This window comes from Streptomyces sp. NPDC018000, from assembly GCF_044328025.1.
Classification (GTDB): Bacteria; Actinomycetota; Actinomycetes; order Streptomycetales; family Streptomycetaceae; genus Streptomyces.
The window spans coordinates 783,055-805,867 of the sequence record NZ_JBIRGM010000001.1; the positions used below are offsets into that span (position 1 = coordinate 783,055).

At 68.9% G+C, this 22,813-nt stretch carries 15 protein-coding genes; all 15 read left to right on the forward strand.

Annotated features, from left to right (window positions below):
* Positions 1-4: 4 nt before the first annotated feature.
* The 15 genes from mreC to ACH4EW_RS03815 all read left to right on the forward strand — a co-directional run bounded on the left by mreC (position 5) and on the right by ACH4EW_RS03815 (position 22,699).
* Positions 5-1,051 carry a rod shape-determining protein MreC gene (gene mreC, locus ACH4EW_RS03745; protein ID WP_398250818.1) on the forward strand — a complete coding sequence of 349 codons (1,047 nt, stop codon included), beginning with the start codon at positions 5-7 and terminating at the stop codon, positions 1,049-1,051.
* A gap of 17 nt (positions 1,052-1,068) precedes the next feature.
* Positions 1,069-1,731, forward strand: coding sequence for a rod shape-determining protein MreD (mreD, locus tag ACH4EW_RS03750; protein ID WP_398250821.1), 663 nt, complete (start codon positions 1,069-1,071; stop codon positions 1,729-1,731).
* A 61-nt stretch (positions 1,732-1,792) separates the two neighbouring features.
* Positions 1,793-3,958 carry a penicillin-binding protein 2 gene (gene mrdA, locus ACH4EW_RS03755; RefSeq protein ID WP_398250824.1) on the forward strand — a complete coding sequence of 722 codons (2,166 nt, stop codon included), beginning with the start codon at positions 1,793-1,795 and terminating at the stop codon, positions 3,956-3,958.
* Positions 3,958-5,148 (forward strand): rod shape-determining protein RodA, encoded by a 1,191-nt coding sequence (gene rodA, locus ACH4EW_RS03760; protein ID WP_398250826.1) that lies wholly within the window; start codon positions 3,958-3,960, stop codon positions 5,146-5,148. Before mrdA ends, rodA begins: the two co-directional genes overlap by 1 nt.
* Positions 5,149-5,199: 51 nt before the next feature.
* Positions 5,200-6,744: a CHAD domain-containing protein gene (locus ACH4EW_RS03765; protein WP_398250828.1), complete on the forward strand. Its 1,545-nt coding sequence runs from the start codon at positions 5,200-5,202 to the stop codon at positions 6,742-6,744.
* Between the two features lie 32 nt (positions 6,745-6,776).
* Entirely contained in the window at positions 6,777-8,702 is a 1,926-nt protein-coding gene (locus ACH4EW_RS03770) for a TIGR03960 family B12-binding radical SAM protein (RefSeq protein ID WP_398250830.1), read from the forward strand.
* A 114-nt stretch (positions 8,703-8,816) separates the two neighbouring features.
* Positions 8,817-9,245 (forward strand): ester cyclase, encoded by a 429-nt coding sequence (locus tag ACH4EW_RS03775; protein WP_398250832.1) that lies wholly within the window; start codon positions 8,817-8,819, stop codon positions 9,243-9,245.
* 390 nt (positions 9,246-9,635) lie between these two features.
* Positions 9,636-10,418, forward strand: coding sequence for a TIGR03936 family radical SAM-associated protein (locus ACH4EW_RS03780; RefSeq protein WP_398250834.1), 783 nt, complete (start codon positions 9,636-9,638; stop codon positions 10,416-10,418).
* Between the two features lie 233 nt (positions 10,419-10,651).
* On the forward strand, positions 10,652-14,716 hold the full coding sequence (locus tag ACH4EW_RS03785; protein WP_398250837.1) for an Rne/Rng family ribonuclease: 4,065 nt from the start codon (positions 10,652-10,654) through the stop codon (positions 14,714-14,716).
* A 457-nt stretch (positions 14,717-15,173) separates the two neighbouring features.
* A complete protein-coding gene (gene rplU, locus ACH4EW_RS03790; RefSeq protein ID WP_030921216.1) occupies positions 15,174-15,494 on the forward strand; it encodes a 50S ribosomal protein L21 in 321 nt (106 codons plus the stop codon).
* A gap of 14 nt (positions 15,495-15,508) precedes the next feature.
* Positions 15,509-15,766 carry a 50S ribosomal protein L27 gene (gene rpmA, locus ACH4EW_RS03795; RefSeq protein WP_018103204.1) on the forward strand — a complete coding sequence of 86 codons (258 nt, stop codon included), beginning with the start codon at positions 15,509-15,511 and terminating at the stop codon, positions 15,764-15,766.
* Positions 15,767-15,927: 161 nt separating this feature from the next.
* Positions 15,928-17,364: a GTPase ObgE gene (obgE, locus tag ACH4EW_RS03800; RefSeq protein ID WP_398250842.1), complete on the forward strand. Its 1,437-nt coding sequence runs from the start codon at positions 15,928-15,930 to the stop codon at positions 17,362-17,364.
* A 288-nt stretch (positions 17,365-17,652) separates the two neighbouring features.
* Complete coding sequence (locus ACH4EW_RS03805; RefSeq protein WP_398250845.1) at positions 17,653-19,152, forward strand: SDR family NAD(P)-dependent oxidoreductase; 1,500 nt, start codon at positions 17,653-17,655, stop codon at positions 19,150-19,152.
* 133 nt (positions 19,153-19,285) lie between these two features.
* Positions 19,286-21,331, forward strand: a complete 2,046-nt coding sequence (locus ACH4EW_RS03810; RefSeq protein ID WP_398250848.1) for a hypothetical protein — start codon at positions 19,286-19,288, stop codon at positions 21,329-21,331.
* A 150-nt stretch (positions 21,332-21,481) separates the two neighbouring features.
* Positions 21,482-22,699, forward strand: a complete 1,218-nt coding sequence (locus tag ACH4EW_RS03815) for a glycosyltransferase family 2 protein (RefSeq protein WP_398250851.1) — start codon at positions 21,482-21,484, stop codon at positions 22,697-22,699.
* Positions 22,700-22,813 lie beyond the last annotated feature (114 nt).

Genomic DNA, 22,813 nt, shown 5'->3' on the forward strand with positions numbered 1-22,813 from the left:
GCACGTGAGGGACACACGAGAGAGCCGGCTGCTCCTGGTGCTGCTGATCGCCATCGCGTTCGCACTGATCACGGTGGACATCCGCGGCGGCGAGGAGTCGCCGGTGGACGGCGCCAGGCGGGCCGCCGCCACGGTCTTCGGACCGGTCGAGAACGGCGTCGCGGCGGCCGTCGAGCCGGTGGGCAACGCCATAGGAGCAGTACGCGACTCCGGCACACGGCACAACCGGATCGCTGAACTGGAACAGCAGAACGCCGCGCTCAAGACGAAGCTCGGCAGCGACGACCAGAACCGCAACCGGGTCCGCGAGCTCGACAAGATGCTGAAGAAGTCGGCCACCGGACAGTACGGCATCAAGGCCGCCGAGGTCATTGCCATAGGAGCGGCCCAGGGCTTCTCCTGGACGGTCACGATCGACGCGGGCTCCAACGACGGCATCAAGCGCGACATGACCGTCATCAACGGCGACGGTCTCGTAGGCCGGGTCACCACCGTCGCCCCGGACACCGCCACGGTGCTCCTGGCCAACGACCCCAAGTTCACCGTCGGCACCCGTATGGAGAAGACCGACGAACTGGGCTTTGCCACCGGCCAGGGCTCCCAGCCCCTGTCCGTCCAGTTCCTCAACGGCAAGGCTCGGGTGAAGAAGGGCGACCGTCTTGTCACCTTCGGCTCCAGCAAGAACAAGCCGTTCGTGCCCGGCGTCCCGGTCGGCGAGGTCGTCCGTGTCGATCCGTCCGGCGGCGGGCTGACCCGTACCGTCTATGTCCGCCCGTACGTCGGGTTCACCAAGCTCGACATCGTCGGCATCGTCGTCCAGGCCCCGCGCGAGGACCCCCGCGACATGGTCCTGCCGAAGGCGCCCGCCAAGCCCGCCAAGCCCAAGCCCACCCCGACCGTCACCGTCACGATCTCGCCCAACGGCGACATCGTCGACGCGGACGGCAACGTCGTCGGGAACATCCACGAGAGCCCGGACCCCAGCGGAAGCCCGAACCCGAGCGGCAGTCCGGGCGCCGCACCGAATGCCGGCAACGCGGTAGACGAGTAGAGGCAGAGCTGATCCCCATGCGCTTGAACCGGACTCTGCTCTCCATCGTCCTGGTCGTGGTCGCCCTCGTCGTCCAGGTCTCCGTGCTCGCCCGCCTCCAGCTCCCCGGCGCCGTGCCCGACCTGCTGCTCCTGGTCGTCCTCGGACTCGCCTTCGTGTACGGGCATGTCAGCGGCGCCCTCATCGGCTTCGGCGCGGGACTCCTCGCGGACCTGGCACCGCCGGCCGACCACGCCGCCGGACGCTACGCACTGGTCCTCTGCGTCATCGGCTACCTCGCCGGACTGGTCAAGCCGGAGAACGGGCAGCTCAAGTCGGCCTTCGTCCCGATGGCCGCGGTTGTCGCCGCGGCGATCGGCTCGACGTTGCTGTACGCGCTCGTCGGCGCGCTGGTCGGGGACACGGCGGCCCGTCATGTGGGCCTCGGCAGCCTGCTGTTCACCGCCGCCGTCTACGACCTGCTCCTCGCGCCGTTCGTCGTGCCCCTGATCATGGCCATCGCCAGACGCACGGTGAACGATCCGTTCGCCGACTCCTCCTCCGGCGGCGACGTCGCCGCGGGCTGGCTGGCATCCGGCACCGGACTGCGGATCGCCGACCAGCGCGGCGGACTGCGCGTCAGGGCCGCCCGCAGCCGGGCGGCACGCGTCGGACGGACCAAGGGAGTCAAGCGACTGTGAGGCCGCACCGCAGCGGGGAAACCCCCCGTACCTCCGGCCCGATCACCCCCGGGGGCGCCCCGTGAGCAATATCCCCGAGACCGGCCGGACCCAACGGGTCCAGATCCGCCTCGTCGTTATTCAGGTCCTCGTCTTCTCCCTGCTGCTCACCCTCGGCGGGCGCCTCTGGTACCTCCAGATCCGCAACGGCCAGGAGTACAGCGAGAAGGCGAAGAACAACCACGTCCAGCAGGTCGTCCAGCCCGCGGCCCGCGGCTCGATCCTCGACGCGCGCGGCGTGCCTCTCGCCGACAACGAGACCCGCCTGGTCGTCTCCGTCAGCCGCACCGAGCTGATGAAGATGGAGAACGACGGCAAGGGCGTCCTGACCCGGCTCGCCGATGTCCTCGACATGAAGCCCAAGGAGGTTTTCGACAAGGTCCGGCTCTGCGACGCGAAGACCCCGCAGCCCTGCTGGAACGGCTCGCCGTACCAGCCGATCCCGGTCACCGACGAGGCCACCACCCAGCAGGCCCTCCAGATCCGCGAACGCGCCGAGGACTTTCCCGGCGTCACCGCCGAGCCGACCGCCGTACGTCGCTACCCCGCGCCCGGCAAGGCCAACACCGCCCAGGTTCTCGGCTATCTCTCGCCCGTCACCGACGAAGAGATCACCAAGGCCCAGGACACCGACTCGCCGTACCTGCGTTCCGACCAGGTCGGCCGCTCCGGCCTGGAGCGCACGTACGACAAGGAACTGCGCGGCAAGGCCGGTGTCACCCGCTACGAGGTCGACAACCTCGGCCGGGTCATCGGCCAGGCGAAGAACGACGAGGCGAAGCCCGGGGCCAGTGTCGTCACCTCCATAGACGCCAGGGTCCAGGCCGTCGCCGAGTACGAGCTCAACGAGGCAATGAAGACGGCCCGTCAGTCGTTCGACAAGAACACCGGTGAGAACTACAAGGCCGACTCCGGTGCCGTCGTCGTCATGGAGGCCAAGACCGGCCGGGTCGTCGCGATGGCCTCCCTGCCGAACTACGACCCCAACGCCTGGGTCGGCGGCATCTCGGCCAAGGACTACGCCGAGCTCACCGGCAAGAAGTCCAACTTCCCGCTGCTGAACCGGGCCATCCAGGGCCAGGCCGCCCCCGGCTCGATCTTCAAGGTCATCTCCTCGACCGCCGCGGTCAACGCCGGCTATCCCTTCGACGGCAACTACCCCTGCCCCAGCTCGTACAACGTCGGCGGGCAGACCTTCAAGAACTTCGAGTCCCAGGGCTACGGCTCCATCACCATCGGCCGGGCCCTCGAAGTCTCCTGCGACACCGTCTACTACGGCATCGCACACAAGGAGTGGCTGAAGGACGGCGGCATCAAGCCGAAGAAGCACCCCAAGGACTGGTTCTACAAGACCGCCCACCAGTTCGGCCTCGGCAAGGAGACCGGCATCGACCTCCCCAACGAGGTCACCGGCCGCGTCCCCGACCGCAAGTGGAAGCAGGACTTCTACAAAGCGAACAAGGATGCCTGGTGCAAGCAGGGCAAGAAGGACGGCACATACGTCGAGCAGATCGCGTACGAGAACTGCCTCGAAGGCGACAGGATGCGCGCCGGTGACTCCGTCAACTACTCGATCGGCCAGGGCGACACCCTCGTCACCCCGATCCAGATGGCGACCATCTACGCCGCGATCTCCAACGGCGGCACGCTCTACAACCCCACCGTCGGCAAGGCGATCGTCAGCGGCGATGGCAAGAGCGTCGAGGAGATCAAGCCCAAGTCGCACGGCAAGCTGCCCTTCACGCGCAAGACCCGCAACGAGATCGACCAGGCCCTCGCGGGAGTCGCGACCCGCGGTTCGGCCGCCTGGCGATTCGGCGGCTGGCCGCAGGACAAGATCCCGATGCACGCCAAGACGGGTACGGCCGAGGTCTACGGCAAGCAGACGACCTCGTGGTTCGCCACGTACACCAAGGACTACTCGATCGTCATGACGATCTCCCAGGGTGGTACGGGCTCCGGCGCCTCCGGGCCCGCCGTCCGCAACATCTACGACGCGCTCTACGGACTCGACGACTCCGGCAAGCAGGACCTCAAGAAGGCTCTGCTGCCCACCCCGCAGAAGTCCCTGCCGAAGATCCAGCACGACGGCTCGATCGACGCCCCGCAGATCAAGCCGTACGACCCGAACTCGCAGAAGACCCCGGAGGAGCAGACCCTCGCGGCAGTGCTCGGGAGGCGCGACTGATGGCCGACTTCTCCGTCTCGCGGTACACCCCAGAGCGCTCCGCCTGGGGCAAACTCATCGCCCGCGACTCCGTCGTACGCAAACTCGACTGGCCGCTGCTCGGGTCCGCGATCGCGCTCTCCTTCATCGGCTCGCTTCTGGTCTACTCGGCGACCCGGGGCCGTGACTCGCTCACCCACGGCGACCCGTACTACTTCCTCCTCCGGCACGTCCTCAACACCGGCATCGGCTTCGCCCTGATGGTCGGCACGATCTGGCTCGGCCACCGCACCCTGCGCGGCGCCGTCCCGATCCTCTACGGCCTCTCGGTGATCCTCGTACTGGCGGTCCTCACCCCACTCGGCGCCACCGTCAACGGCGCGCACGCCTGGATCATCATCGGCGGCGGGTTCTCCCTCCAGCCGTCCGAGTTCACCAAGATCACCATCATCCTGATCATGGCGAGGCTGCTCGCCGAGCGCGTCGACGCGGGCGACCAGCTCCACCCCGACCACTGGACCGTCGCCAAGGCACTCGGCCTCGCGGCCATTCCGATGATCATCGTCATGGGGATGCCGGACCTCGGCTCCGTGATGGTCATGGCCGTCATCGTGCTCGGTGTGCTCCTCGCCTCCGGCGCTTCGAACCGCTGGGTCTTCGGCCTCCTCGGCGCGGGCGCGGCCGGCGCCGTCGCCGTCTGGCAGCTCGGCCTGCTCGACGACTACCAGATCGCCCGCTTCGCCGCGTTCGCCAACCCCGCGCTCGACCCGGCGGGTGTCGGCTACAACACGAACCAGGCGCGCATCGCGATCGGTTCCGGCGGCCTCACCGGAACCGGCCTCTTCCAGGGCAGCCAGACCACCGGCCAGTTCGTTCCCGAGCAGCAGACCGACTTCGTCTTCACCGTCGCGGGCGAGGAGCTCGGCTTCCTGGGTGCCGGGCTGATCCTCGTCCTGCTCGGCGTCGTCCTGTGGCGCGCCTGCCGGATCGCCCGCGAGACGACCGAGCTGTACGGCACGATCGTCGCCGCCGGAATCATCGCCTGGTTCGCCTTCCAGTCGTTCGAGAACATCGGGATGACGCTCGGCATCATGCCGGTCGCAGGGCTTCCGCTGCCGTTCGTCTCGTACGGAGGGACCTCGATGTTCGCCGTCTGGGTGGCCGTCGGACTGCTCCAGTCGATCAGGGTGCAGCGGCCGATAGGTGCCTGAGCCGGAACGGGAGCACTGCCCATTCGCGAGCAATACGTCTAGATTCGGGTCATGGCGGACTCGAAGCGTGAGATCGAGCGGAAGTACGAAGCCACCGCGGAAACCCGGCTCCCCGACCTGAGCCGGGTGGCCGGGGTCTCGGCCGTCGCCCACCGGGGCGTCAGCGAACTGGACGCCGTCTATTACGACACCGAGGACCTCCGGCTCGCGGCGGGCTCCCTCACCCTGCGCCGCCGCACCGGCGGGAGCGACGCCGGCTGGCACCTCAAATTCCCGGTCGCATCCGGTATCCGGGACGAGCTCCGGGAACCGCTCTCCGGCACCCTGCCGAGCTCCCTCGCCGGTCTGCTGCGCTCCCGGGTCCGGAAGCGCGAACTGGTCCCCGTCGTACAGCTGCGCACCGCCCGCGATGTCCACCACCTGCTCGATGCCGAGGGCGCGCTGCTCGCCGAGGTCAGCATCGACACCGTGCGGGCCGAACGGCTGACGGGTGGCAGCGCCACGGCCGCCTGGACCGAGATCGAGGTCGAACTCGCCGACGACGGCGACCCCGCCTTCCTGGACGCCGTCGAACGCCGGCTGCGCAAGGCCGATGTCCGCCCGTCCGCATCGCCTTCCAAGCTGGCCAGGGCGCTCGCCGAGACCGCGCCGGAGCGGAAGCCGGACAAGGGTGCAGGCGGAAGGACCGGGCAGCCCACCGCGGGCGATCACGTCCTCGCATACATCCGCCACCAGACCGAGGCGATCGTCACACTCGACCCCGCCGTACGCCGCGACCTCCCCGACTCCGTGCACCAGATGCGGGTCGCCACCCGCAGACTGCGCAGCGCGATGCGGACGTACCGGAAGATCCTCGACCGCGGCGTCACCGACCCGCTCGGCGCAGAGCTGAAGTGGCTGGCCGCCGAGCTCGGTGTCGACCGCGACCAGGAGGTCCTCGACGCCCGTCTGCGCGCCCGCCTCGACGCCCTGCCCGGCACCCTGATCCTCGGCCCCGTCCGAGGCCGGCTCCGGATCTGGTCGGCGGCCCGCCGGGGCGGCTCACGGCGCCGGACCGTCGGCGTACTCGACGGGAAGCGGTATCTGGCGCTCCTGGAGAGCCTGGACGCCCTGCTCGCCGCCCCGCCGCTGCTGCCCGCCGCGTCCCGCGCCCCCGAGCAGGCGCTGCCCCGAGCCGTGCTGAGGGAGTACGAGCGCCTGACGACCCGCGTCGGCCATGCCTTGGAGCTCCCGCCCGGCCACGACCGGGACCTCGCGCTGCACGACGCCCGCAAGGCCGCCAAGCGCGCCCGTTACGCGGCGGAGGCGGCCCGGCCCGCGATCGGGAAGCCGGCCATGCGGTTCGCCAAACGGATGAAGGACCTCCAGACCCTCCTCGGCGACCACCAGGACAGCGTGGTGGCCCGCGACGCCCTGCGCACCCTGGCCGTCCAGGCACACGCGGCGGGGGAGCCGGCGTTCACCTGGGGACTGCTGTACGGGCGGGAGGAGGCGAGTGCCGCGGCCGAGGAACGGGAGCTGCCAGAGGTGTGGAAGCGGGCGTCCCGGCCACGGTTGCGGGCGGCGCTGGAAGGCTGGGCACCGGGGTACGCTTGATGGTCACCCCTGCCGGCTCTCGAAAGTTCGCGATGTCTGTCGATTCGGTCTTCCCACAGCTCGAAGCTCTGCTCCCGCATGTGCAGAAGCCCATCCAGTACGTCGGCGGTGAGCTGAACTCCACCGTCAAGCCGTGGGACGAATGCGACGTCCGCTGGGCGCTGATGTACCCCGATGCATACGAGGTCGGACTCCCCAACCAGGGCGTCATGATTCTTTACGAGGTGCTCAACGAGCGCCAGGGCGTCCTCGCCGAGCGCACGTACAGCGTGTGGCCGGACCTCGAAGAGCTGATGCGCGAGCACAAGGTCCCGCAGTTCACCGTGGACAGCCACCGCCCGGTCAAGGCGTTCGACGTCTTCGGGCTGAGCTTCTCCACCGAGCTCGGCTACACCAACATGCTCACTGCCCTGGATCTCGCGGGCATCCCGCTGGACGCCAGGGACCGCACCGTCGACGACCCGATCGTGCTGGCCGGCGGTCATGCCGCGTTCAACCCCGAGCCGATCGCGGAGTTCATCGACTGTGCGGTCGTCGGCGACGGCGAGCAGGCGGTCCTGGAGATCACCGAGATCATCCGCTCCTGGAAGGCCGCGGGGCGCCCCGGCGGTCGCGAGGAGGTGCTGTTCCGCCTCGCGAAGACCGGTGGCGTCTACGTCCCGGGCTTCTACGACGTCGAGTACCTCCCGGACGGGCGCATCGGCCGTGTCGTACCCAACAAGTCGGGTGTGCCGTGGCGGGTGTCCAAGCACACCGTGATGGACCTCGACGAGTGGCCGTACCCGAAGCAGCCCCTCGTGCCCCTCGCCGAGACCGTCCACGAGCGGATGTCCGTCGAGATCTTCCGCGGCTGCACCCGCGGCTGCCGTTTCTGTCAGGCCGGCATGATCACGCGCCCCGTGCGGGAGCGAAGCATCACCGGCATCGGCGAAATGGTCGAGAAGGGTCTGAAGGCGACCGGCTTCGAAGAGGTCGGCCTGCTCTCGCTCTCCTCCGCGGACCACACCGAGATCGGCGAGATCGCCAAGGGCCTCGCCGACCGGTACACCGAGGACAAGATCGGTCTCTCGCTGCCTTCGACCCGCGTCGACGCGTTCAACGTGGACCTGGCCAACGAGCTGACCCGCAACGGCCGTCGCTCCGGACTCACCTTCGCCCCCGAGGGCGGCTCCGAGCGCATGCGCAAGGTCATCAACAAGATGGTCTCGGAAGAGGACCTCATCCGTACCGTCGCCACCGCGTATGGCAACGGCTGGCGCCAGGTGAAGCTGTACTTCATGTGCGGTCTGCCCACCGAGACCGACGAGGACGTTCTCCAGATCGGTGACATGGCGGTCAATGTGATCGCCAAGGGCCGCGAGGTCTCCGGCCAGAACGACATCCGCTGCACCGTCTCCATCGGCGGCTTCGTGCCCAAGCCGCACACGCCGTTCCAGTGGGCCCCGCAGCTCAGCGCCGAGGAGACCGACGCCCGGCTGGCCAAGCTCCGCGACAAGATCCGCGGCGACAAGAAGTACGGCCGCTCGATCGGCTTCCGCTACCACGACGGCAAGCCCGGCATCGTCGAGGGCCTCCTCTCGCGCGGTGACCGCCGCGTCGGCTCCGTCATCCGCGCGGTCTACGAGTCCGGCGGGCGCTTCGACGGCTGGCGCGAGCACTTCAGCTACGACCGCTGGATGACCGCCGCCGAGAAGACGCTGCCCGAGTACGGCGTGGACGTCGACTGGTACACCACCCGTGAGCGCAGCTACGAAGAAGTCCTGCCCTGGGACCACCTGGACTCCGGTCTCGACAAGGACTGGCTCTGGGAGGACTGGCAGGACGCGCTCGACGAGACCGAGGTCGAGGACTGCCGCTGGACCCCGTGCTTCGACTGTGGCGTCTGCCCGCAGATGGACACCAGCATCCAGATCGGCCCGACCGGCAAGAAGCTCCTCCCGCTCACGGTCAAGAAGTAGTCGTGACCAGCGGCGGTGCCATCCGGGTTCCGAGCCGGAGCACGCTTCGAACGCGGCCACCCAGTCGAACCACCCGAAGCTCGCGCGGTATGAGGGCAATGCCAGAATAGGCCGGTGACCAGCGCCAAAGACACAGTCCGCCAGTTCCTTCTGCAGGTGCGATCGGGCAGGCGACCCGACTGGGCCGACCGTTTCATGGCCGGCCATGTCCTGGCTCACCAGGTCGTCTCGGAGACGCCGATGGTTGTGGAGCGCACCCCGCAGCAGTACGCCGAACACGTTCAGGAGATGCTCGACGCCTACGGCACCTTCGAGCTGACCGTGGACGAGCTCATCGCCGAAGGGGACCGGGTCTACGCTCGCTGGACCCAAATCGGACGCCACGTCGGACCCATCGACCACCACGCGCCAACCGGAGCGGAGGTCACGGCGGTTACCAGCGCGGTCTATCGCATCGAGGACGGCCTGATCGTCGAGTACTGGATCCAGATCGACCGGCAGGGCATCGCCGCCCAGCTGGAGAAGGCCGCCCTTGAGCGCTGAAGCAAATCCGTTCCACAGGATTTGACTGACGCTCGGGTTGCGGAGCGACTCGATGCAGGAGTGGACCGAGGGCTGGACGCGAGGAGTGCGCCGTGTCCGGGCGCGCCGTGACGCATGGCGGGCACTGGTCGGCGGGCCGAGGGTGCCCGAGCCCCGGGAACCGGGGAGCCCCCTTGCGCGTACTCTGGGTAGTACATCGACTGTGCCCAGCGCGGCGCCCGGACCAGAGATCTCCTCGCTCGGAGAAAAATACGCCGAGCGGGGGTGAGCCGGACCGGGCACCCCGGGCCACCCGCATTTCGAGGGCGGCGCGCCACCGCGTCCGCCCCGCACCGAGGAGAAGAACCACTGGGCAAGCGACAGCCCGAAGGCCCGCCGCCCGCACCGGCGGTGCAGCGCATCCGACTGCGCTACACCAAGCGCGGCCGCCTCCGGTTCACCAGCCACCGCGACTTCCAGCGCGCCTTCGAGCGGGCACTGCGCCGCTCCGAGGTCCCCATGGCCTACTCGGCGGGCTTTACCCCGCACCCGAAGGTGTCGTACGCCAATGCCGCCCCCACCGGCACGGGCAGTGAGGCCGAGTTCCTGGAGATCGCCCTCACCGAGGCCCGGGATCCGGCCGTCCTGCGCGAGCTGCTCGACGCCTCGTTGCCGGACGGTCTCGACATCACCGACGCCGTGGAGGCCCGCACCTCGGGTCTCGCCGAGCGACTGACCGCCTCTGTCTGGGAGCTGCGTCTCGACGGAGTTCCCGTCGAGGAGGCCGCCGAGGCCGTATCCGCCTTCAACTCGGCGCAGACCGTCGAGGTCCAGCGCCGGGCGAAGAACGGCATGCGTACCTTCGATGCCCGCGCCGCCGTGGTCGACCTGCAGGCTCTTGATCCACAGCTTGATAGGACCGAGGACAAGCCCTGTGCGATACTGCGGCTGGTTGTTCGGCACGTGACACCTGCCGTGCGACCTGACGACGTCCTGTCCGGTCTCCGCGTTGTGGCCGACCTGGCGCCGCCGGTCCCCGCAGCGGTGACCAGGCTGGCGCAGGGGCTCTTCGACGAGGAGTCCGGCACGGTGACCGACCCGCTCGCGCCTGACCGCGAGGCAGCCCCGGCCGCTCCACTCGCAGCCACCGGGACCGCCGTCGCGACGGCGCCTGAAGGTGCAGGTTCCGCGTAAGGCGGTCGTTGCAGCGCAGTCCTGAGACTCGGGAGCCACCTGGGTCGGGCCGCGCGATGACCCAATAAGACTTTCGCCAGGCCGTACGCACATCGCGTACGGAACCGGCGAGCCAGACATTGAGTTCCCGTGCGGCGCCCGCGCCCCGGACGGCGGTCTCGCGTACATCGCGCGGACCGTGCCGAACCGGAATCAGACGCGGCGCCCGGGAGCCTGACGGGAGAACCGCCCGCATGCCCCAGTCCATCGAACCCGGCACGACCGGGAACGCCGAAGAGAACAACGCACCCGGAGACAAGCTGCCGCCGCGCCGCAGGCGCCGCGCCGCGTCCCGCCCGGCCGGCCCGCCGGTGGCGGACGCTCAGGCCATACCGGCCGTTGACGCCGCAGTGTCCGACACCACCACCACCGACGCCGAGAGCGCTCCGGCGGCGGAAGCCGTGCCGCCCGCGCGTCCGCGTCGTCGTGCGGTGCGCAAGGCGACCGCTCCAGCGGGTGCGCCGAAGGCTGCCGAGGCAGTAGAGGTCGTGGAGCCTGCCGCGAGCGCCGAGGTCGTCGAGACCGCCGAGGTCGTGGAGGCGCCGTCGGCGCGTCCGCGTCGTCGTGCGGTCCGTAAGGCGACCGCTCCGGCGGGTGCGCCGAAGGCCGCCGAGGCCGTCGAGATCGTCGAGGCCGCGGTCGAGCCCGAGGCCGAGGTCGTGGAGGCGCCGTCGGCGCGTCCGCGTCGTCGTGCGGTCCGTAAGGCGACTGCCCCGGCGGGTGCGCCGAAGGCCGCCGAGGCCGTCGAGATCGTCGAGGAAGCGACGCCCGTGGCGAGTGCCGAGCCCGAGCCGGCCGCCGCAGCCACCGAGCCCGCTGCCGCGCCGCGCGGCCGCACCCGGCGCAGGGCATCGGCTCCGGCCGGTGCACCGCAGTCCACCGAGGCCCCGGCCGCGCCCGCAGAAGCAGACGAAGCAGAAGAGGCCGTCACCGAGACCGCCGAGGTCGTGGAGGCGCCGTCGGCGCGTCCGCGTCGTCGTGCGGTCCGTAAGGCGACCGCTCCGGCGGGTGCGCCGAAGGCCACCGAGGACACCGCCGAAACCGGCGAGAGCCTGCCCGAGGCCGCTGCCGGGGAGCCGGCCGCCGAGCCCGCCGAGGCCGAGGACGCCGCACCGCGTGGCCGTCAGCGCCGCCGGGCCACCGCCGCCGCGGGCCGGCCCGAGTTCACCGGCAGGGTCGAGGAGCCCGTCCGCAAGAGCCGGCGCGAGACGCGCCCTGCCGTGGCCGTGTTCCAGGCGCCGGTCTTCGCCGAGCCGATGTTCCAGACCCCGGAGACCGCGGCGGCCGCCGCTGCCGCATCGCGTCACGAAGAGGTCGAGGAAGAGACCGAGACGGTCGAGGAACCGACCGCCGCCACCGAGGCCGCGCCGCAGGCCGGTTCACGCCGCCGTCGCCGCCGTCGCGGTGAGGCAGCCGAGCCCGAGCCGGCTGCGGCTGCCGCGGTGGAGGAGTACGCCGAGGAGGAGTCCGAGCCGCAGAGCGAGGCCGAGGCCGAGCACGAGGGCGAGGGCGAGGAGACGGACGAGTACGGGGACCGGCCCTCGCGCCGTCGCCGTCGCGGAGGCCGTCGCCGCCGTCGTGGCGAGACCGCCGAGGGTGACGAGGCCGCGGAGCAGCTCGGCGACGAGGCCGCCGCCGGGCACGCCGAGGAGGAGCAGGAAAGCGCCCAGGAGTCCGAGGAATCCGAGGAGGCCGAGGACCACGAGGCGTCCGTCACCGGACCCAGCAGCAGCAGCCGACGTCGTCGCCGTCGTCGCCGTCGCAGCGGTGACGTCCTGTCCGAAGCCGACATCGTCACGGACGACCCGGAGCGTACGGTCGTCAAGGTCCGCGAGCCCCGCAGGAAGGAAGAGCGGGAGCCCGGCACCGGCTTCGACGAGGTCCAGTCCATCAAGGGCTCGACCCGTATGGAGGCGAAGAAGCAGCGTCGCCGCGAGGGCCGTGAGCAGGGCCGCCGTCGCGTCCCGATCATCACCGAGGCCGAGTTCCTGGCGCGCCGCGAGGCTGTCGAGCGCGTGATGGTCGTCCGCCAGAACGGCGAGCGCACCCAGATCGGCGTCCTCGAGGACAACGTGCTCGTCGAGCACTACGTCAACAAGGAGCAGGCCACCAGCTACGTCGGCAACGTCTACCTGGGCAAGGTGCAGAACGTACTGCCGTCCATGGAGGCCGCCTTCGTCGACATCGGCAAGGGCCGCAACGCCGTCCTGTACGCCGGTGAGGTGAACTTCGAGGCGCTCGGCATGGCCCACGGGCCGCGCCGTATCGAGACCGCGCTCAAGTCCGGCCAGTCCGTCCTCGTCCAGGTGACCAAGGACCCGATCGGCCACAAGGGCGCCCGCCTGACCAGCCAGGTCTCGCTGCCCGGCCGCTACCTGGTCTATGTGCCCGAGGGCTCGATGACCGGCATCAGCCGCAAGCTGCCCGACACCGAGCGGGCCCGGCTGAAGACCATCCTCAAGAAGATCGTTCCCGAGGACGCGGGCGTCATCGTCCGTACCGCGGCGGAGGGCGCGAGCGAGGACGAGCTGCGGCGCGATGTCGAGCGGCTGCAGCAGCAGTGGGAGGACATCCGGAAGAAGTCGAAGAGCAGCGGCAGCTCCAACGCGCCGACGCTGCTCTACGGTGAGCCGGACATGACCGTCCGGGTCGTCCGCGACATCTTCAACGAGGACTTCTCCAAGGTCATCGTCAGCGGAAACGACGCGTGGGAGACCATCCACGGTTACGTCTCGCAGGTGGCGCCGGACCTGACGGACCGCCTGTCGCGGTGGACCTCCGAGGTCGACATCTTCGCGACGTACCGGATCGACGAGCAGCTGATGAAGGCGCTGGACCGGAAGGTCTATCTGCCGAGCGGCGGCTCGCTGGTGATCGACAAGACCGAGGCGATGGTCGTCGTCGACGTCAACACCGGCAAGTTCACCGGTCAGGGCGGCAACCTCGAAGAGACCGTCACCAAGAACAACCTGGAGGCGGCCGAGGAGATCGTGCGCCAGCTGCGGCTGCGCGACCTCGGTGGCATCGTCGTCGTCGACTTCATCGACATGGTGCTGGAGTCCAACCGGGACCTGGTGCTGCGGCGCCTGCTGGAGTGCCTGGGGCGCGACCGTACGAAGCACCAGGTCGCCGAGGTCACCTCGCTGGGCCTGGTCCAGATGACCCGTAAGCGGGTGGGCCAGGGCCTGCTGGAGTCCTTCTCCGAGACCTGTGTCCACTGCAACGGGCGCGGCGTGATCGTGCACATGGAGCAGCCGACCTCGGTCGGTGGCGGCGGTAACGGCAAGCGTTCCAAGAAGCGCGGCCGGGGCGGCGTGGACCACGAACACGTGGCCGAGATCGAGACCGAGGCCGAGGTGGCTGCCGAGGTGGCCGCACCGGTGGCGCTGCCCGAGCCGGAGTTCGTCCCGGACGAGGAGCTGTACAGCAGCGCCGCCGAGGCCGAAGCAGCCGCCTCGCGCGGCCGAGGCCGGCGCCGCGCGACTCGTAAGGCAACGGCCCCGGCCGGCGCCCCGAAGGCCGCAGCAGCACCGGCCCCGGTCGTCGAGCCGGAGCCGGAGCCGGTCGTGGTCGTGGAGCCGGTTGTGGTCGGGGAGCCGGTTGTGGTCGTGGAGCCCGAGCCGGTCGTGGAGGCCGAGCCGGCCGCCGAGATCCCGGTGGTCGTCGAGGCCCCTGCGGCCGAGGCCCCTCAGGGTCGTACGCGCCGTCGGGCCACCCGGAAGGCGACCGCCCCGGCGGGCCCGCCTGCCCCTGCCGAGCAGGTCGAGCCGGTCGAGGTGCTGGTATCGGTGGCGGCCCCGGTCGCCGAGGAGGCCCCGGTCGTCGAGGCTCCGCAGCCCGAGGCAGCGCCCGAAGAGGTGGTACCCGAGGCTGCACCGCCGCGTGCCCGTCGTCGGGTGACCCGCAAGGTCACCGCCCCCGCGGGCTCGCCCGCAGGTGCGGATGCGGCAGAGGTCGTCGTGGTGACCGGCTCCCCGGAGCCGAAGCCCGCCACCGAGCCTGCTGAAGCCCCGGAAGCCCCGGAAGCCGCGGAAACCCCGGAAGCCGCGGAAGCGGAGGCCCCGGCCAAGAAGGCGGTCCGCAAGACCGCGAAGAAGGCGACCGCCAAGAAGGCAGCCACCAAGAAGACGGCTGCCAAGAAGACGGCTGCCAAGAAGACCGCCGCGAAGAAGACGACGGTCAAGAAGGCGGCGGCGAAGAAGACGGCCGCCGCGGAGCAGTCGCCGCAGCCCTCGGTCTCGGCCGGCACCGAGGTGTAACGACCTCGTCCACGGTCGGCGGAGGACTCCTCCGTGGCCGTCCGGCACCGCACGACGGCCGGTGGGCCACACCTGACATGGGTGTGGCCCACCGGCCGTCGCGGATCGCCCCGGTAGCGGCTGGGGATGCCGTCCGCATCGCCCGCTCCACGGCCCGTGCGCACTGCACGGCGCTTGTGCGGGTCCACACCGTACCCATACGTCAGGAAGCCGGCCGGAGCCGTCGCCGGGCCCGGGAAGGGCGCGGGGAGCGGAGGGCAAGGAGAGAGGGTCCGGTTTGACCCTCCGGACGGGGGCCCGTAATCTTGCCCTTCGGCGTGTTTCCGTATGCGCCTGTCCCTGAGCAACCCCCTCCCTTCATTGGTGAGAGGCCGCTCGTCCATTCGGATCATCTCGGGCTCCGGCCCGTGTGAGCGGCTGGCATCAGGGGCTTCGTCCGAGCGAGAGAGAGATCCGCGTGTACGCCATCGTGCGCAGCGGTGGCCGCCAGCACAAGGTTGCTGTCGGTGACATCGTTGAGGTTGACAAGATTTCCACTGCCCAGGTTGGCGACACGGTCGAGCTCTCGACCCTGCTCGTGGTCGACGGCGACGCCGTGACCAGCGACCCGTGGGTGCTGGCCGGGATCAAGGTCCAGGCCGAGGTCGTGGACCACCACAAGGGCGCGAAGATCGACATCCTTCGCTACAAGAACAAGACCGGCTACCGCCGTCGCCAGGGTCACCGCCAGCAGTACACGGCGATCAAGGTCACCGGTATCCCCGCGGCTGCGAAGTAAGGGACTGAGGAGACATGGCACACAAGAAGGGCGCATCGTCCACCCGGAACGGGCGCGATTCCAATGCTCAGCGGCTCGGCGTGAAGCGCTTCGGCGGTCAGGCCGTCAACGCCGGTGAGATCCTGGTCCGCCAGCGCGGCACCCACTTCCACCCGGGCACGGGCGTCGGCCGTGGCGGCGACGACACGCTGTTCGCTCTCGCCGCCGGTGCGGTCGAGTTCGGCACGCACCGTGGCCGCAAGGTCGTGAACATCGTTCCGATCGCCGGCTGATTTTCGGCGCTCGTCGAGCGGTTTCTGCGGAGGCGGACCTCACTTCCCGTACGGGAAGCGGGTCCGCCTCTCGCGTGTTTCTCCCATGAGAGACGGCTTTCTCCTATGCGGGACAGCACGAGTGAGATATTTCTGCATGTATGTAACTGGAGGTTCCCACCATGACCACCTTCGTGGACCGCGTCGAGCTGCATGTCGCCGCGGGTAACGGAGGCCACGGCTGCGCCTCCGTACACCGTGAGAAGTTCAAACCGCTCGGCGGTCCCGACGGCGGCAACGGCGGCCGTGGCGGCGATGTGACCCTGGTCGTCGACCAGGACATCACCACGCTCCTCGACTACCACCACAGCCCCCACCGCAAGGCCACCAACGGGCAGCCCGGCGCGGGCGACAACCGGTCCGGCAAGGACGGGCAGGACCTGGTCCTGCCGGTGCCCGACGGCACGGTCGTGCTCGACAGGGACGGCAACGTACTGGCCGACCTGGTCGGCCAGGGCACCACGTTCGTCGCCGGACAGGGTGGCCGCGGCGGCCTCGGCAACGCCGCGCTGGCCTCCGCCCGGCGCAAGGCCCCCGGCTTCGCGCTGCTCGGCGAGCCGGGTGAGGCCCGGGACGTCGTCCTGGAGCTCAAGACCGTCGCCGATGTCGCGCTGGTGGGCTACCCGAGCGCCGGCAAGTCCTCGCTGATCTCCGTCCTGTCGGCAGCCAAGCCGAAGATTGCCGACTACCCCTTCACGACCCTCGTCCCGAACCTCGGCGTGGTCACCGCAGGCAGCACCGTCTACACCATCGCCGACGTCCCGGGCCTGATCCCGGGCGCCAGCCAGGGCCGGGGCCTCGGCCTGGAGTTCCTGCGGCACGTGGAGCGCTGCTCGGTGCTCGTGCACGTACTGGACACCGCGACGCTGGAGTCCGACCGCGACCCCGTCTCCGACCTCGACATGATCGAGGAGGAGCTGAAGCAGTACGGCGGCCTGGAGGACCGGCCCCGCATTGTCGTCCTCAACAAGATCGACATCCCGGACGGCCAGGACCTCGCCGACATGATCCGCCCGGACCTGGAGGCGCGCGGCTACCGCGTCTTCGAGGTGTCCGCCGTCGCTCATACCGGACTGAAGGAGCTCTCCTTCGCGCTCGCGGGCGTCATCGCCGAGGCGCGTGCGGCCAAGCCCGTGGAGGTGGCGACCCGTATCGTCATCCGCCCGAAGGCCGTCGACGACGCGGGCTTCACCGTCCAGAAGGAGGAGGACGGGCTCTACCGGGTGCGCGGTGAGAAGCCGGAGCGCTGGATCCGGCAGACCGACTTCAACAACGACGAGGCCGTCGGCTACCTGGCGGACCGTCTCAACCGTCTCGGTGTCGAGGACGAGCTGGTGAAGGCCGGTGCCCGTGCGGGTGACGGCGTGGCCATCGGTGCCGAGGACAACGCGGTCGTCTTCGACTGGGAGCCGACCATGGCGGCGGGTGCGGAGATGCTCGGCCGGCGTGGCGAGGACCACCGTTTCGAAGCGCCGCGCCCGGCAGCACAGCGCCGTCGCGACCGTGAGGCGGAACGCGACGAGGCGCAGCGCGAGTTCGACGATTTCAACCCGTTCTAGACCCCGCACCGGCCGCCGGACGGGCTTGGTCCGCAAGCCCGTTCCGGCGGTCGGCCATGCCCTCCGCGTCGTGCAACCGGCGGAGCCGAACCCGCTCAAGGGTGATTCATACCGCTCAACCGTGTGGCGTCGGTCACCCGGCCGGGACGTGTCAATTCCGGTATTCGCCCTGATCGCAAGGCAACACAGGGTTTCCGTACGGCATGCAGGTGCCGACGTCCACCTTGCGAGACGGTAACGGAGAGTGCAACCATCGCTCTGTCTCCCAGCCCTCAAGGTAGGTCGTCTGTGTCTGCTCAGCACATAGCCAAAGCCCGAACCACAGCAGTCGTACTCGCCGGCGGCACCGGCCAGCGCGTGGGTCTGTCCATTCCTAAGCAACTGCTGAAGATCGCGGGCAAGGCAGTCATCGAGCACACGCTGTCGATCTTCCAGCAGGCCGACTGCATCGACGACGTCATTGTGCTGATGGCTCCGGGCTACGTGCCCGACGTGGAGAAGATCGTCGCCAAGGCCGGACTCACCAAGGTCACCAAGGTGATCGAGGGCGGTTCCACCCGTAACGAGACCACCGAACGCGCCATCGCGGCCCTCGGCGAGGGCCTGGCCGAGGGCGAGGACCGCAACGTCCTCTTCCATGACGCCGTGCGCCCTCTGCTCTCACAGCGTGTCATCAAGGACTGCGTCGACGCCCTGGACCGCTACCAGGCGGTCGACGTAGCCATCCCGTCCGCGGACACGATCATCGTGACCCGCACCCACGGCGGCGACGGCGAGTTCATCACCGACGTGCCCGACCGCTCCCGGCTGCGCCGCGGCCAGACGCCGCAGGCCTTCAAGCTCTCCACGATCCGCCGGGCCTACGAGGTTGCCGCGGGCGACCCGAACTTCCAGGCCACCGACGACTGCTCGGTCGTCCTGAAGTACCTCCCCGACGTGCCGATCTACGTCGTCGCGGGCGACGAGTACAACATGAAGGTCACCCAGCCGGTCGACGTCTTCATCGCGGACAAGCTCTTCCAGCTGGCCTCCACGGCCGTGCCGCAGCCGACCGACGACGCCGCCTACCGCGAGCTGCTCACCGGCAAGACCCTCGTCGTCTTCGGCGGCTCGTACGGCATCGGCGCGGACATCGCCACGCTCGCCGAGTCCTACGGCGCAACCGTCTACGCCCTGGGCCGTTCCACCACCGGTACGCACGTGGAGAACCCGGAGCACGTCGACGAAGCGCTCTCCAAGGCGTACGCGGAAACCGGCCGCGTCGACTACGTGATCAACACCGCGGGTGTGCTCCGCATCGGCAAGCTGGCCGAGACGGACAACACGACCATCCAGGAAGCGCTGAACGTCAACTACCTGGCGCCCGTGCAGATCGCCCGGGCCTCGTACAAGTACCTCGCCGAGACCAAGGGCCAGCTGCTGCTCTACACCTCCAGCAGCTACACCCGGGGCCGCGCGGAGTACAGCCTCTACTCGTCGACCAAGGCCGCCATGGTGAACCTCACTCAGGCGCTCTCGGACGAGTGGGCGGGCGACGGAGTACGGGTGAACTGCGTGAACCCCGAGCGCACCGCCACCCCGATGCGTACCAAGGCGTTCGGTGACGAGCCCGCCGGCACGCTGCTCTCCTCCGAGGCGGTCGCCCGGACCTCCCTCGACGTCCTGCTCTCCGAGATGACCGGCCATGTCATCGACGTGCGCCAGCAGGACCCGACCCGTAGCGCCTCAGAGGCATCGGGCTTCGAACAGGCGCTGGCCGCTGTCCTGGACCGACAGGCCGATGTGTAATACTGCTTGACAATCGACTTAATCGGACCCCTGCAGGCGCCAAGCGCAAACTGCAGGGGTCCGAATTCGTGAAGCTCAGCCTTCACACTTTCCTTGTAAGGCAGACAGTCGGCACCCTCGGGAGCGGTACTTCGTGATTTCGAAAGCCATTCGTTTGGCTCGGGTGGGCAGTGCTTCGGAGCTGGCCGCGGCGCTCCTGGTGGCTGTGGGGTTCCCGTGCATCATGCTCGCGGCGGCAATCCCCAATCTCTGGTTCTTCGCCGCGGCCACCGCGGCCACTTATCTCGCGGACCGGTATCTGCACCACTGTGGCAGCTACCTGATCAACCGGCTCGCCGCCGTCCGTGCCGGGCTGTCGATCCGATTCCTGGTCCGCCAGCTGCTGCTCATCCTGCTGCTCTCCCGTATGGGATACGGCGAGCAGACGCTCTTCTACGTGACGGTCGCCTGTCTGCTGGCCTTCTACGGACTCCAGGCGCCGCAGAGCGCGATGGTCACCCTCATCCGGCTGCGCCGCAAGCTTCCGGTGGTCACCCGCAACATCGACCTCAGGTCGGTGCGGATCGGAAATGCCCCGCCGCACATCCTGATGAGCCGGCCCGCGGAGAAGATGCTGCACCTGGACATCTTCTCGATGGTGGGTGTGCTGGTTGCGGTCCAGACCGGTAAGAACGTCATCGCCTACGCCGGCCTCGGTCTCACGCTCGTCCTCGCGGTCGGCTACCTGGCAGCACTTCTGCCGTACGTCCGGCCGAGCCGGCTCGTACCGCCGGATACCAAGGTCCTCAATGCGGTGGGCGAGTGGCTCGCCGAGTACCGGCCGACCGTGATGCTGTACTTCTCCGGCTCCAAGGACTCGGCCTACCAGGTGAACATGTGGCTGGAGACGATGGCCCAGCTCGGCGGGCGGCCGCTGATCGTCCTGCGTGAGCGGAACATCGTCCCGCAGCTCGCCACGACGTCGGTGCCCGTGCTCTGTGTGCCCGGCGGCGTGCACCTGATGAATCTGGACCTCTCCTCGGTACGGGTCGCGTTCTATGCGGCCAATGTCGGCAAGAACATCCATTTGCTCAGGGTTCCGACGATGAAGCATGTCTTCATCGGCCACGGCGACAGCGACAAGCTCGCCAGCGTCAACCCGTACAGCAAGGTCTACGACGAGGTGTGGACCGCGGGCCGGGCCGGGCGCGACCGTTACGCGCTGGCCGATGTCGGTGTGCGCGACGAGGACATCGTCGAGGTCGGCCGCCCGCAGCTGGCCGCCATCCAGCCGTGGTCCGGTGCGCCGAAGAACCCGATCCCGACAATCCTCTACGCCCCCACCTGGGAGGGCTGGGACGACAACCCGGGCAACACTTCGCTGCTGCTGGCCGGCGAGAACATCGTCAAGCGACTGCTGGACTCGGAGAAGCCGGTCCGGCTGCTCTACAAGCCGCACCCCTTCACCGGCACCCGCAGCGCCGCGGCCAAGGCCGTGCACCTGCGCATCACCGCGTTGATCGAGCAGGCCGCCGCCCAGCGCGCCACCGACCCCCGCTGGGCCAAGGAATCGGCTGCTCTGCGGGGCCAGCAGGCCGAGGCCCGGGCGGAGCTGGCCCGTATCGAGGCACGCCTGGCCGAACTCGCCGGCGGCGGCCGCACTGCCCGGGACGAGGCGGAACTGTCCCGGGACTCGCTGGCCGACCCGGCGCGCGAGGCCGAGACCGCGAAGCTCAAGGACGAGTGGAACGCTGCCGCCTGGCGTGCACAGGGCTGGTGGGAGCACAGGGTTGTCACCGGTTCCCAGATGCGGCTGTACGACTGCTTCAACGAGTCGGACGCCATGGTCTCGGACATCTCCAGTGTGGTGTCCGACTTCATCGCGAGCGGCAAGCCGTACGCGGTCACCGACTCGGCCGCTCTGGGCGTGGACGAGTTCCGACGGCAGAACACCGCGGTACGCGCCGCGGTGATCCTCTCCAACGCGGCGACCGAGCTGGACGCACTGCTCGACGCGGTGAATGATCCCGGTGCGGACACGCTTGCCGAGGCCAGGCGAGAGCTGAAGCAGTACCTTCTCGGCCCGGACGAGCCCACATCCCTCATGCAGTTCGACGCGGCGGTGAAGGCGCTCGCGGCCAAGTCCGAGGCAAGGAACGCCGGAGTGGCGAAGTCCCTGGGCGAGCCCGTGAGCGGCTGAGAGTCGGCCTGGCTCGCTTACACGATTCATCCGGCCCGGCATAGCCCTGAAAGGGTTGTGCCGGGCCTTTGTGATGATGGTCACTCCTCGGGTGCGCGGTGTTGGGCAACCAACGCTCTGGGGTGACTGTCTTCTGTTGATGTGAACGAGATGCCAACTCCTGACGTAACCGTGGTCATCGGCGCATATGAGGCGATGCCCTATCTCATCCGCTGTCTCGAATCGGTGGAGAAGCAGACCATCGGTGCCGACCGGATCGAAATCGTTGCGGTCGATGACGGTTCGACCGATGGCACCGGTGAATACCTGGAGGAGTTCGCGGCCCGATCCGCGGTTCCGACGAGGGTGGTCAGGCAGAAGAATTCCGGCGGTCCCAGCGGGCCGCGCAATGTGGGTCTCGGTATGGCGAGGGGACGCTATGTGTTCTTCCTCGATGCGGACGACTACTTCGGTGACGAGGCCCTGGAGCGGATGGTGGCCATGGCCGACCGGGCGCACACCGATGTGGTGCTCGGCAAGGTGGTCGGGGTCAATCGCGGAGCGCCCAAGTCGATGTGGACAGGCACCAAGGAACGGGTCAACGTATACAATTCCAAGGTCATTTACACGCTGAGCGCACAGAAACTTTTCCGGCGTGAAATGCTGGAGCGACTTGGTCTGAGATTCGATGAGGAACTCAAGACCGGTGAGGATGCGCTCTTCACCATGGAGGCGTATCTCCGGGGTGCCGGAGTCTCCGTCATCTCCAATTACACCTGCTATTACCTGGTCGGCCGGGACGACGGAAAGCATGTGACCAAGAGCGGTACCTACGTATGGCGCTTCGATTCCATGCGGGCCATGATGGCGCTCATTCACCGGCTCGAACCGGCCGGACCGAAGCGGGACTTCCTGATGATCAGGCCCTTCACGGTCGGGACGCTGCAGCAGTTCGGTCCCAACTTCCTCCGGGACTCGGAGGAGGTGCGACGCCACAAGATGGAGCTTGCGGCGCCGCTCATGGACATGTACTGGAACGACAGGGTGGCGCGCCTGATCAAGGTCGCCGAGAGGCTGCGGCTCGCCGCTGTCGCGGCAGGCCGGGCCGACGTGCTGATGGCCACGCTGAAGTATCAGCAGGCGAAGACGGTTCCGGATGTGGTCGACTCGCGAAAGGGAGACAAGCGCTTCCTCGCGTACCCGTACTTCCGGGACCGTTCGAGTGGTCTTTCGGAATCCGATTTCGAGGTCACCGTGCCCGACTGGCATGACAGCAAGCGCATCGAGAAGCCCGAGGTCATAGCCCGTAATCCGTCACTGTCACGGCGCGTCGTCCGGCGTATACGGCGGGACGTACGACGCTGGAAGTCGAGGATCAAAGCGGCCTGAGCAGGTCCACCCCGGCCGAAGTCCGTACGTGAGTTCGCATCTCGATCGCGCGACGCACTACGAATTGCACAGCAATTCTCAGTAAAGTCGCACCGCAGGTCGCAGCCGCGACAA